The organism is Kutzneria chonburiensis, from assembly GCF_028622115.1.
Classification (GTDB): domain Bacteria; phylum Actinomycetota; class Actinomycetes; order Mycobacteriales; family Pseudonocardiaceae; genus Kutzneria; species Kutzneria chonburiensis.
On record NZ_CP097263.1, the window covers coordinates 2,504,118 to 2,515,760 of the forward strand.

11 protein-coding genes are annotated in these 11,643 nt (G+C 69.7%); 3 read left to right on the plus strand and 8 right to left on the minus strand.

Features of this window, described 5'->3' with window-relative positions:
• The 3 genes from M3Q35_RS11505 to M3Q35_RS11515 all read right to left on the minus strand — a co-directional run bounded on the left by M3Q35_RS11505 (position 1) and on the right by M3Q35_RS11515 (position 1,571).
• Positions 1-378, minus strand: a complete 378-nt coding sequence (locus tag M3Q35_RS11505; protein ID WP_273941674.1) for a hypothetical protein — start codon at positions 376-378, stop codon at positions 1-3.
• A complete protein-coding gene (locus M3Q35_RS11510) occupies positions 375-1,220 on the minus strand; it encodes a LytR/AlgR family response regulator transcription factor (RefSeq protein WP_273941676.1) in 846 nt (281 codons plus the stop codon). The genes M3Q35_RS11505 and M3Q35_RS11510 overlap by 4 nt, the downstream gene beginning before the upstream one ends.
• A gap of 78 nt (positions 1,221-1,298) precedes the next feature.
• Positions 1,299-1,571 (minus strand): hypothetical protein, encoded by a 273-nt coding sequence (locus tag M3Q35_RS11515; protein WP_273941677.1) that lies wholly within the window; start codon positions 1,569-1,571, stop codon positions 1,299-1,301.
• Between the two features lie 183 nt (positions 1,572-1,754).
• On the opposite strand from M3Q35_RS11515, the gene M3Q35_RS11520 reads away from it, so the two are divergent.
• From M3Q35_RS11520 to M3Q35_RS11530, 3 genes are read left to right on the plus strand one after another with little or no spacing between them, the layout of a single operon-like run.
• Positions 1,755-3,467 (plus strand): fatty acyl-AMP ligase, encoded by a 1,713-nt coding sequence (locus M3Q35_RS11520; protein WP_273941678.1) that lies wholly within the window; start codon positions 1,755-1,757, stop codon positions 3,465-3,467.
• Between the two features lie 14 nt (positions 3,468-3,481).
• A complete protein-coding gene (locus tag M3Q35_RS11525) occupies positions 3,482-6,805 on the plus strand; it encodes a cytochrome P450 (RefSeq protein WP_273941679.1) in 3,324 nt (1,107 codons plus the stop codon).
• A 17-nt stretch (positions 6,806-6,822) separates the two neighbouring features.
• The gene (locus tag M3Q35_RS11530) at positions 6,823-7,497 is read left to right on the plus strand and encodes a cytochrome P450 family protein (RefSeq protein ID WP_273941680.1); all 675 of its coding nucleotides are present in this window, start codon (positions 6,823-6,825) and stop codon (positions 7,495-7,497) included.
• On the opposite strand, the gene M3Q35_RS11535 is transcribed toward M3Q35_RS11530, so the two are convergent.
• The 5 genes from M3Q35_RS11535 to M3Q35_RS11555 form a co-directional block, all read right to left on the minus strand.
• Complete coding sequence (locus M3Q35_RS11535) at positions 7,472-8,254, minus strand: hypothetical protein (protein WP_273941681.1); 783 nt, start codon at positions 8,252-8,254, stop codon at positions 7,472-7,474. The genes M3Q35_RS11530 and M3Q35_RS11535 overlap by 26 nt on opposite strands.
• Positions 8,255-8,302: 48 nt before the next feature.
• Complete coding sequence (locus M3Q35_RS11540) at positions 8,303-9,277, minus strand: serine hydrolase domain-containing protein (protein WP_273941682.1); 975 nt, start codon at positions 9,275-9,277, stop codon at positions 8,303-8,305.
• Between the two features lie 14 nt (positions 9,278-9,291).
• Entirely contained in the window at positions 9,292-10,446 is a 1,155-nt protein-coding gene (locus tag M3Q35_RS11545; RefSeq protein ID WP_273941684.1) for an alpha/beta fold hydrolase, read from the minus strand.
• On the minus strand, positions 10,443-10,862 hold the full coding sequence (locus tag M3Q35_RS11550) for a helix-turn-helix domain-containing protein (protein ID WP_273941685.1): 420 nt from the start codon (positions 10,860-10,862) through the stop codon (positions 10,443-10,445). Before M3Q35_RS11550 ends, M3Q35_RS11545 begins: the two co-directional genes overlap by 4 nt.
• A 299-nt stretch (positions 10,863-11,161) precedes the next feature.
• Positions 11,162-11,578 (minus strand): hypothetical protein, encoded by a 417-nt coding sequence (locus tag M3Q35_RS11555; protein WP_273941686.1) that lies wholly within the window; start codon positions 11,576-11,578, stop codon positions 11,162-11,164.
• Between the last annotated feature and the right edge of the window lie 65 nt (positions 11,579-11,643).

The window sequence follows — 11,643 nt, forward strand, 5'->3', positions numbered from 1 at the left end:
TCAGGACTGCTCGACGAGGTCGGCGAACTCCCGCTCGGTCCGCTCCACCCGCCACACGTAGTAGCAGGCGACCAACACGACCACCGGGTACACCGCCGCCCCGAGCACCAGCCACGGCAGCGGCAGGCCCAGCACCACCACCGTCTTGGTCAGCGGCACCAGGTTGAACAGCACCGGCAACGCGGCCAGCGGCCCACACACCAGCAGCACCACCAGCACGCCGAGCCGCAGCTGGGTACGCATCAACGACCGCATGTACAGAGCGCCGACCTCGGACTGCTCGTCGATCTCCCGCACGATCGGATAGGACCGCGACCGCCGCGCCGCCCGCGTCCACGGGCTGGTGACGACGACCCGCTTCGGCCGCTCCGAGTTCATTTGCCGGCCCGCACCGCGTGCGGCCGGGCCCGCTTGACCAGCAGGTCCCGCAACTGGGGTGTGTGCCGCCGGCTCACGGTCAGCATCGCGCCGCCGATCTTCACCGACAGCTGGCCGCCGTCCAGCCGCAGCTCCTCCACGTGGGCCAGGGCGATCAGGTGGCTGCGGTGGATCCGCACGAAACCGGCGTCCCGCCAGCGTTCCTCCAGGCCGGTCAGCGGCGTCCGGACCAGGTAGCTGCCGTTGGCGGTGTGCAGTCGCGCGTAGTCGCCCTGCGCCTCGGCATAGCGCACGTCGGCCAGCCGCAGGAACCGCGTGATCCCGCCCAGCTCGACCGGGATGACGTCGTCCGGGGTCACCGGCGGCGGCCCAGCCGGCTGTTCCGCCGCCTGTTGCGCCGGCACCTGCACCGCGCTCGCGATCACCTTGTGCGCCACCCGGTGCACCGCCTCGGCCAGCCGCTGCGGCCTGATCGGCTTGAGCACGTAGTCCAGCGCCTTGAGCTCGAACGCCTCCACCGCCGACTGGTCGTCCGCGGTGACGAAGACCAGGGCCGGCGGGCTGGCGAACCGGGTCAGCACCCGGGCCAGCTCCATGCCGTTCAGGCCGGGCATCTTGATGTCCAGGAACACCGCGTCCACCGGCCGGTCCGCATCAGCCGCGCGATGCAGCAGACGCAGCGCCTCGGTGGAGTCCTGGGCACCCTCGGCCGTGCCCACCCGCGGGTCGGCGCCCAGCAGGTAGACGATCTCCTCCAGCACGGGGAGCTCGTCGTCGACGGCCAGCACTCGCAGCGGCCGGGCCGACGGCCCGTCGCACTCCGGGCACGACGCTGGACTCATGTCTGGCTACCTTAGTCAGCGGGCTGTGGTGAACGGTGGATCGACATTCGCCCCCGGCCGGCCGGTCCGCCAGGGCGGTCACCCATTCGGACGTATCGTACGGCCACCGGCCGCCCGGACGTCGCCCAGGGCGATCTCCAGTTCCAGGAGCGCCTCCTCGGACCGTCTCCTGGCCACGTCCACCGACGCCGCCGCGCCCGGCCCGGCCAGCCGCCGGGTCGGCTCACGCAGCGTGGTCAGCAGGTCGGTGAGCACACAGGCCATCCGGGCCGCGTCGGCGATCGCCGCCAGCAGCTCCCGCGGGCCGGCCGGGGACTCGTCCGGGAGCGCCGGGGCCGGTTCCTCGCCCATCCACCCCACCTCTCCCCCATTTGTTCCACAGTGGACGACCGTCGAGCACACCAACAGTAGAGATGTAGCTTTCGACGACACGACCGGTCAGGGTCCTTGCGCGCCGGACGACACCTGCCGCACGGTGTGCGGAGACGGGGGCGCGATCAGCGGGCGAGCGGTGCGACAAGGACGGTGGCGGGTTTGGAGTACTCAGCACTGGCGTCGCTGCACGCGCTGGTCCAGGACGACCCGAACCGGCCGCTGCTGACCTTCGTGGACGATGACGGCGCCGACCAGACCTCACTCACCTCCACCGGCATCGCGGCCCGCGGCGAGGCCGTCGCGGAAGCGCTGCGCCGCTGGGGTTTCGAGCCCGGCGACCGCGCGGTGCTCGTGTACCCGCCGGGTCCGGACTTCGTCATCGCCCTGGTCGGCTGCCTGATCGCCGGCGTCGTTCCGGTGCCGGTGTACCCACCGGACCCGTTCCGGCTGCGGCAGACCTTGCCCGGCTTCGCCGCCGTGCTCGACGACTGCCGGCCGAAGGCGGTGCTCACCGCCAAGGCGTACGACCGGGCCCGCACGGTCGGCGCGGTGGCCGGCGTGTTCGACCGGTCGAAGCCGAGCTGGCCGCGGATCACCTGGCGGCACACCGACAGCTGCCGCCCGCCCGCTGCTCCGGTCGAGTGGCATTCTCCGGTGGATCCTGATCAGCCGGCACTGCTCCAGTACACGTCCGGCTCAACCGGATCGCCACGCGGCGTGGTCATCACGCACGGCAACCTGATCGGCGAGGTCACCGCCAACGCCGTCGACCTCGGCCTCGGCGACGGGGCCCGCGGCGTGTTCTGGCTACCGCAGTACCACGACTTCGGCCTGATCAGCGTGATCATGTCCACGCTGAGCGGCAACGCGCACACCCGGCTGCTCTCGCCGCTGGCCTTTCTGCGTCGCCCGGCCGTGTGGTTCGAGGTGATGTCCCGGAGCCGGGCCACGCACACCGCTGCCCCGAACTTCGCCTTCGACCTCGCGGTCCGCAAGACCACCGTGGAACAACGGGCGGCCTGGGACCTGAGCTCGGTGCGGGTCTTCATGTCGGCGGCCGAGCCCATCCGCCCCGACACCGTCACCTCCTTCCTGGATGCCTTCGCCCCGTCCGGGCTGCACCGCGACAGCTTCTACGCGGCCTACGGCCTGGCCGAGCACACCGTCAGCGTCACCATGGGTGGTCGCGGCACGCTCAGCCTGGACCGGGTCAGCCTGGAAGCCGGCCGCGCCGTGCCGGCCCTACCCGACCGACCCGCGCGGACGCTGGTCGGTTGCGGGCGGCTGACCAAGTTCGACGCCCGGCTCCGGATCGTCGACCCGGACACCCACGAGGTGCTGCCGCCCTGCCGGGTCGGCGAGATCTGGGTCAGCTCTCGGACCAAGGCCCTGGGCTACTACGGCCGGCCCGAGCAGACCGAGCACACCTTCCGGGCCCTGGTGGCCGGCGGCGAGGACCCCACGCGCTACCTGCGCACCGGCGACCTCGGTTTCCTGCACGGCGACGAGCTCTTCGTCACCGGCCGGCTCAAGGACCTCATCATCGTGCGCGGCCGCAACCTGCACCCCGAGGACATCGAGGCCAGCGTGCGCGACTGCCACCCGGCCATCCGGCCAGGCGGGGTCGCCGCCTTCTCGGTGCCCGCGGAGGAGGGCGAGCGCCTGGTCGTCCTCGTGGAGACGCGCGACCGCCGCGCCGACGAGCAAGCCGTCATCGAGGCCGTCACCGACCGCGTGCGGGATGACCACCAGCTGACCTGTGCCCGGGTCGTGGTCGGCCCACAAGGCCTGGTGCGCAAGACAACCAGCGGCAAGATCCGACGCGGCGCCTGCCGTGCGGCGTTCCTGTCCCAGGAGGGCGTGCCTGCGTGAGGCGTGTTTGTGTGGTGGGTGCTGGCGTCAGCGGGCTGACGGTGGCCCGGGAGCTGGAGCGGCTCGGGCACGCCGTGACGGTGCTGGAGGCGGCCGACCACGTGGGTGGCAAGTGCGCGTCCATCACCCTTGACGGGCATGCCTTTGATGTCGGCGGGCACGTGTGCACGCTGACCTACCAACGCCTGGCGGCGCTGGTGAGCGAGCTCGGTCTGTCCATCGAGGACATCACGCCGGTGACCCGACGGCCGTTCCTCACGCCGGACGCGCGTCGGCGGTATGACGCGCTGAAGGCCGAGCAGTTCCCGGACATCGGCAAGGCGGGGTTGGCGCACTCCGCCCGGGCGCTGGCAATGCCGGTGCGGCAATGGCTTTCCCTGCTGCCGGAGTTCGCTGACACCTTTGAGTTGGGCTACACCTCCTCCGGGTACGGTCGACTGGCCGGCGACCTGCCGGCGCTCTATCTGGTCAAGTACGCCGAGATGACGGGGCTGCTGGCCGACCGGGACGCGTCGGTGCCGGGCCGGAAGTGGCCGTTCACCATCGCGGGCGGCTTCGGTCAGGTGTGGGAGCGGGTGGCCGCATCGCTCAGCGATGTTCGGTGCGGCGTCACGATTTCCGCGATTCGCCGACACGGCACGCGGGTGCTCGTGACCGTCGACGAAGAAACCCTCAGGTTCGACGATCTCGTGCTCACGGTGCCGCTCGACCAGCTACTGGCGGTGCTGGACGTCCGCGAGGAAGAACGTGATCTCGCGGGGCGGATCCGGTATCACGACTACCGTACCACCTTCGGCGCGGCCCCGGATCAGCCGCGAATGGCCTTCACGTTGTACGGCGACACCGCCTATCACCATCGGTACGCCGACAGCGAAGTCTACGCCTGCTACTCCTACGGACCGGCCGATGTGGACGACGTCATCGTTGAACGGCAATGGAAGTACATGCCGCACTTCGGGTCGGCCGACGTCGCCGACGGCATCTACGACCGCATCGAGGACCTCCAGGGCCGCCACAACACCTACCACGCGGGCAGCCTGCCGGCCTTCGAACTGGTCGAGTGCAACCTCGACCACGCCCACGACCTGGTCGCCCGCCACTTCGGCGGGGATCTCACGAACTGGTTGTGCCGCAAGGTGTCCTCCGAGCTCAAACGGCCGGTCGACCCGCAGGCGGCGCTCGCCACGCTGGGCCTGGAGTCCTTGCAGATGGCCACCGTGCTGGCCGATCTCTCCGAGCACGTAGGCTATCGGGTGCGGCATTCGCTGCTGCTCGAACTGCACACATTGGACGCCGTCGCCCGGCATCTCGGCGAGCACCGCGCGGAAGCCGGCGCGGAGAGCCTGGCGCTGACCCTGACCCCACCGCGGCCGTTCTTCTGTATCGGCGGCGCGGTCGGCGCGGCCTATTACCTGCTGCCACTGGCCCGGGCGATCGGGCCGCAGCAGACGTTCTATGCCTTGCAGAGCCCCGGATTCGATGGTGTCGACGAACCGCTGGACGACGTCGAAGCACTGGCCCGCCGCTACGTCGAGGAGATCAAGGCAATCCAGCCACACGGCCCGTATCTCATCGGCGGCCACTCGTTCGGCGGTCTGGTCGCCTACGAACTAGGCCGCCGACTTCGGCAGCAGGGCGACGAAGTGGCGCAGGTGATCCTGATCGACACCTACGTCGCCGAGCCGGGGCAGCCGGAGCCGCCGGCCGACGACGTGGCGATCATCGAAGAGCTGTGGCGGATGCGCAGCCTCGCCTTCCGCGGCGCGGACGCGCCTCGCCGCCGCGTCGATCAGAGCCTCTCCCCCGCCGAACAGCGTCGCGAGCTGGCCCGGTTCCTCGGCGCGAGCGGCCCGGCCGACGAGCACATCGGCAACATCATGCGCGTCTACCAGGCCCAACTCGAGGCCATAGTCCGCTACCAGCCGGGTCCGTCCGACCTCGACGTCACGCTACTCAAGGCCGAGGGCGGCTTCCCGCAGGTGCTGTTCGACGACCGCCACATAGCGCTGCGCCTGGACGATCCGGCCAACGGCTGGGAGGCCGTGCGACTCGGTCGGCTCAACGTGATCACCGTGCCGGGCAACCACTTCACGGCGTTCGCCCCGCCCGATCTCACCGCGCTCGCCAAGGCGATCAACGACTGCATCGCCAGGATCCCCGCCCCGCAGCCGCCCGCGCAGGCCCGCGTCGAGGCCAGCATCCACCTCAACCCGATGGACCCTGACTTCCTCCAGGATCCGTACCCGTTCTACCACCTGCTGCGCGATCTCGCGCCGGTCTACCGGGACGACGCCCTCGACGGCTGGGTTCTGACCAGGCACGCCGAAGTCTCAGCGCTGCTACGGGATCCGTCGGTGATCCGGCCGTCCACCGCCACCCTGTTGACGCGGCTGCCGGCCGAGACGCTGGCCGATCTCCAGCCGTTCATCGACTGGCTCGACGCCAGCCTGCCGTTCAGCAATCACGGCCACCACGACCGGATGCGGCAGCTCATCACCGGCAGATTCACCGCCCGCGCGATGGAAGCGCTGCGCGGCGACGTGGAAAAGGCCGTCGCCGAGCTGCTGGACGCGATCGACCGGCCGGGTCCGGTGGAGTTCATGTCCGAGGTGGCGTACCCGTTGCCGGGGCGCGTGGTGATGGACCTCGTCGGCGTGCCTCGTTGCGATCAGCCGCAGGTCGCCGAGTGGGGTCGGGACGTGATGGCCGTGCTGGGGCAAGCCCAGTTCGGCGAGGATCCGGTAGCGACGGCGTACCGCGCCCAGGCCGCCGCCGACGCACTGACGGCGTACGTCAGCGGCATGGTGGCCGACGACGACATGGTCACCAACATCATCTCGGTGATCAACGCCGGCCTGGAGACCACCGCGCACTACATCGGCAACAGCGTGCTGGCATTGCTGCGCCACCCCGAACAATACGCGCTGCTGCGTGACGACCCGTCGATCGCCCGGACCGCCGCCGAGGAGCTGCTACGCTACGACTCGCCGGCACCGATCATCACACCACAGCAGGCCACCGTGGACCTCAAGCTCGGCGGCAAGCGAATTGCCGCTGGGGAACTGGTCTTTCCCGTACTGGGCGCGGCCAATCGCGATCCCGGCCGCTACCCCGACCCGGACCGCCTCGACCTGCGCCGTCCCGACGCTGCCGGGCATCTCACGTTCGGCGCGGGCGCACACTACTGCCTCGGCGCGGCGTTGGCCCGCATCGAGGGACAGGTGCTGTTCCCGGCGCTCGCCGCGCGATTCCCCGGCCTGCGGCTGGCCGAGGAGCCGGCTTTCCGGCCGGATCCGGCGCTGCGGGGCCTCGACCGGCTCGACATTCTGGTCACCTAGAATGCGCTGTGGCCGTGATGCTCGACGACAAGTACATCCAGGACCGGCACACCATGCATCGGTGGCTGCGATTGCAGGCGCCGATCTGCGAGGCGGTGCTGCCCGACGGCCGCCGGGTGTGGCTGGTCAGCCGCTACGCCGACGCCTTCGAGGCGCTCAAGCCGTCGCCGGTCGACCCGGTGCCGGGTGACGTCGACGCGGTGCTCGACGGCCTGGACCACGACTTCGACCTGGTACGGGACTTCGCCGTGCCGGTGGCCGGGGACAACGCGGTCGCGCACCTGATCGTCAACGGCGTCGTCGATCTGCTGCGGCATCCCGACCAGACCGGGGTGAACGTGGCCGAGCTGTCCCGGCACGACGGCCCGTACGGCATGGCGCTGCGCACCGCCGACGCCCCGATCGGCCTGGCCGGCATCGAGATCGAGGCCGGCGAGACGATCGCCGTGCTGATCGGCTCGGCCAACCGCGACCCGATCATGTTCGACCGCCCGGACGAGCTCGACTTCGGCCGCAACACCACCGGCCACCTCACCCTCGGTGATCACGACGAGCTGGTCGGCACGGCGATAACCAAGCTGCGCCACCGCTTTCCGGCGCTGGCGCTCAACGGTGAACCGACGCGGCTCGACGACGTGATCGTCAACGGCTATGCCGAGGCCCTTGTCACGACGAGTGCCGGCCCCGCCTGACCGGCTCGACCGGCGTCTCCATGACCGCGCGGATCAGGTCCCGCACCGCCGCCGCGCGATCCTCCGCTTCGAGCAATATCAGCAGCCGTTCGGCCGACAGCTGGCGGGAGAACGCGAACGGCTGGGAGAAGTACAGCTGCATCCGCTCGGTGGTGGCCTCCTGGGCCCGGAGAAACGACCGCCCTAGGTAGGCCGCCAGCGCCGCGCCGATCACGCCGATCGAACCGGCGACGATGGTGATCACCGTCGAGCCGGTCAGCGCCACCACCACGACCGCGGCGACCAGCACCGCGAAGCCGACGAACACGGCCCGCTGGGCATGGTGAAAACTGCGCTCCGCCTGGAAAGTCGCCAGCGCGTGGTAGTAGTCCAGGCGACGCTGCGTCAACGCCCACAATACCGTGAGGTCCAGCGGACCCCGCTTGTCGGAGGCTTGCTCGGCCCGCTCAAGCAGCCGACGCGACTCCGCCACCTGCCAGCGCTCGCTGTGCTCCCGTTGCAGCGCATCGCGATACGCCAACGTGACGAACAGCATCAGCAGCCAGAAGACGACGGCCGTGGCCAGAGCCAGTACCCCATACGGAATCAGGTCCGGCAGGTCGAGGCCGAGCGTGATCCCGTGGTCCCGATAGAGCACAAAGGACGCCACGCCAACGGCAACCGCCACCACGACGGTCAGCCAGCCGCCCCGGCGTTGCCGGCGACGCTCCGGCGACAACCGCCACGACTCCAGGAAATCCACGGTGCCGGCGTCCACTCGCGAATGCTAGCCAGCACCCCCGAGCCGCCGACACCTCCAATGGAGTCAACCGAACAGCCGGGCCACCGGCCAGGCCGCATCACTCGAGTTGCCTACCACAGTATGAACGAACGCGCCGGACGGATCGGCCTCGGACCAGAACGAGACACCCGGATCCGAACCCATGACGATCACCGTGTCGGACGACTCGTGCAGCCAGAAGCCCAAGCCGTACCGCAGTGGCCGCCTGCCTTCGTGCACGCTGCGCGGACGCGTCATCTCCTCGACCCACTTCGACGAGACGACGCGGCCGGCGAAGAAGGACCGCCACAGCGCGTGGAAGTCGGCTACCGTGGTGTAGATGCCACCGTCGCCGCTGCCGCGCACCGGGAGGTCAAAAACGTTGGTGCGCAAGCCATCCTTGGCCAGATAGCCGAGCGCCGTCCGCCGGTCCGGCTCGTCGCTGCGCAGGTAGGCCGTGTCCACCAGACCGGCCGGCGCGCACACCCGCTGCGCCACCAGGTCGTGGAACGGGACGCCGCTCGCGCGTTCGGCGATGAGCGCCAGCACGACAAAGGCGCCGTTGTTGTAGTTGAACCTGGTGCCGGGCGGGAACTTCTGCGGATAGCCGTCCAGGATCGGCACGTACTGTTCGGTCGTCTCCAGGTCCTGCGCCGGCACCGGCAGCGACGGGTCGCCGTCCTCGTCGTAGTAGTCGCCGATGCCGGAACGGTGGGACAGCAACTGTTCCACCGTCACGGCGTCGTCGATCAACGGCAGGTCCGGGCCCAGCACGGACCTCGCCGTCGTCGACAGGCCGAGGGTGCTATCCTCGATCAGCGACACGACGGCCAGCCCCGTCAACGCCTTGCCACCACTGGCGATCGCGAACCGAGTGTCCACAGTGTTCGGAACACCCAGCCCGCGATGCGCCATGCCGTACGCCCGCTCGAACACCGCCGCGCCAGCCTCGTCCAGCCGTACCACGCCGGTGAACGATGTCTCGGCGGCCACGCGGTCCGCCTCGGTCCCCAGGTCCATTCGGCCAGGCTAGGTCAGCCGAGCCGGGCCGCCACCTGATTAACGTCGTCCAGGAACCAGATCCGGCTGCCCCGGTTGGACTCCCGGACGTACGCCCGCAGCGGCTCGCTCCCGGCGAGGTGTTCACCCAGGTCACCGACGATGGCCAGGCTCTTGCCGTAGCCGATGAACTTCTGCGTGAAGTGCCCGAGCAGGGTGGTGCGCAGGTCGAACACGCCGTCGGCGAACCGCTCCACCGGGATCACCACCAGCGGCACCGGCTGCCCCCAGAGCTGCCCGATGATGTCGACCGCGTCCTGCTCGGTTGACAGCTTCGGGCCGTCCGGAGCCAGCACGAACGCGGTGGTCCCGCCGATGTCGGTCACTGTGTCAGTCACGGAGGAAACCCCGATCCGCTCGCTCTGGTCCGGCAGCATGTGCCCGGTGTCGGGCAGCATCACCACGGTCGCGTCGGTCGTGGCGGTCAGCCGCCGCTGGGTCGCCTTGGAGTTCAGCAACTCGTCGCGGTCGCCGACGATGGCCAGCAGCGGCATGGTCAGCTTGCGCAGCCGGGCGGCGGAGAAGATCGGCATCAGCAGCCGCGGCCGGTAGTGCTCGAACACCATGCGCAGGTACTTCTCCGGCGGCGACTGGGGCTCCGGCTGCTTGCGGCCCAACAGCCGGCCGAGGAAGAACAGTGCCATCTTGCCGAGCTTCTGGCGGCCGATGCCGCCCGGCACCAGCAGCACCATGCGGCTGATCCGTCCCGGTCGACGGGTGGCGCAGTCGATGGCGAACCAGCCGCCCAGGGACGCCGCCACCATCTGCACCTCGGTCAGGCCCAGACCGGCCAGCACGTCGTCGAACCACTCGGCGTAGGCCGAAGAGCCCAAGGGCGGCCGGGACGGCGCGCTCAGCCCCGGCTCGCCGATGATGTCCACGGCGTAGAGCCGGAACCGGTCGGCCAGATTTCCCACCACCGACATCCAGCTCAGCGTGTTGCCGGCCGAACCGTGCAGCAGGATCACCGGCGGGCCGGTCTCGTTCCCCGACACCATCACGAAGGTGTCACCGTGCCGGGTCGGCACCGTGCGGCGGTCGGCCGGCACCGGCCAGTGCCCCAGCGCGCGCTCGTAGAACGCGCGGAGCTCCTGGCCACCGGCCTCGGTCTTGTAGATGGTCGCGGTCACGACTCCCCCTCTGCCAGCAAGGCGATCCACCGCAGCAGCTCCGCGGTGGTGGTCAGGTCCCCCAGGATGATCAGCTTCAGTCGGCCGCGTACCTCGTCGTACGCGGTCTCGATGCGCAGCGGCTGAGCTTCGTAGCCCCGCGTGTTGGCCGCCCCGACCGCGCCCATGGCGATCCGGCTGGCGTCCTCCCGGCTGATCGCGTCGATCTCGACGATGGTCGACACCTCCACGTGCCGGGTCCGCCGGACCTGCGACTCCGCGCCGGTGAAGGCGTCGAGGTCGGCCTGGGCGATCCGGTACTGCTTGCCGATCCTGACCGCCTTGAGCCGGCCGTCACGGACGTAGCCGCGGACCGTGCGCACGTGCAGGCCCAGCAGGTCCGCGACCTGCTCCACCGAGTACATCTCCTGGGACACAAGAGAGAGCGTACCGCATCCTTCCCTATCCGCATCTAATTAACGCACGATAGGGAGCGATGAGGAAGGTCGGTCCGCAGCCGGCCGCACACAGCGACGAGGCCGCGGGGCAGATGCCCCGCGGCCTCGTCTCGTATGCGGTTGACCCCGCCGGTATTTCGACTGAACTAAATCCGACCGGCAAAAAAAGAGAAGAATGTTCGACCGGGCAGCATGGCGGCGACCGTCCGGTCATATCACAACGGAGAACAATGACGTCGACCGGGTGGGCGCGACGGCGGTGCGCCGACCCGGCCGGCTCACTTCACGGTGACGTTCGTGAGTGACAGTTCGGTCTGCCGACCGTTCCCGTCCACCCACACGATGTCGAAAATCCAGATGTTGCCCGGCTTGCTCGGCGTCACATTCGGCACCGTGAAGTCGACAGCACCGGAATTGGGATCCACGTTCACGTCGATACGCGTGTTGGGCGCGTGGCCCATCCCGGTCGAGTGCGCGAGCCACAGTTGGACGGCGGTCACCTGTGACGCGTACGCGTGGTTGAACGTCCAGGTCGCATGGACCTGCTTGCCCGGAACGAACGTCGTCGTGGACAGGGTGGTGTCCGTGACGACGTCCGACAGCGACGGCGGGTTGGCGTGCGCTGCCCCGGTGGATGCGGCGATGACGGCGGCGGCGGAACCGGCGAGCACACCGGCCCGGCGGAAGTACTGCATTTTCTTGCCCCCAGAGACAAGGCGACGGTACCTCATTATTCGAGCAGATTCGATTCAGTGGCGCA

Excerpts from the sequence above, each read along its gene's own strand:
- M3Q35_RS11505 (WP_273941674.1), bottom strand. The coding sequence starts at position 378 with ATGAACTCGGAGCGGCCGAAGCGGGTCGTCGTCACCAGCCCGTGGACG.
- M3Q35_RS11510 (WP_273941676.1), bottom strand. The coding sequence starts at position 1,220 with ATGAGTCCAGCGTCGTGCCCGGAGTGCGACGGGCCGTCGGCCCGGCCG.
- M3Q35_RS11515 (WP_273941677.1), bottom strand. The coding sequence starts at position 1,571 with ATGGGCGAGGAACCGGCCCCGGCGCTCCCGGACGAGTCCCCGGCCGGC.
- M3Q35_RS11530 (WP_273941680.1), top strand. The coding sequence starts at position 6,823 with ATGCTCGACGACAAGTACATCCAGGACCGGCACACCATGCATCGGTGG.
- M3Q35_RS11540 (WP_273941682.1), bottom strand. The coding sequence starts at position 9,277 with ATGGACCTGGGGACCGAGGCGGACCGCGTGGCCGCCGAGACATCGTTC.
- M3Q35_RS11555 (WP_273941686.1), bottom strand. The coding sequence starts at position 11,578 with ATGCAGTACTTCCGCCGGGCCGGTGTGCTCGCCGGTTCCGCCGCCGCC.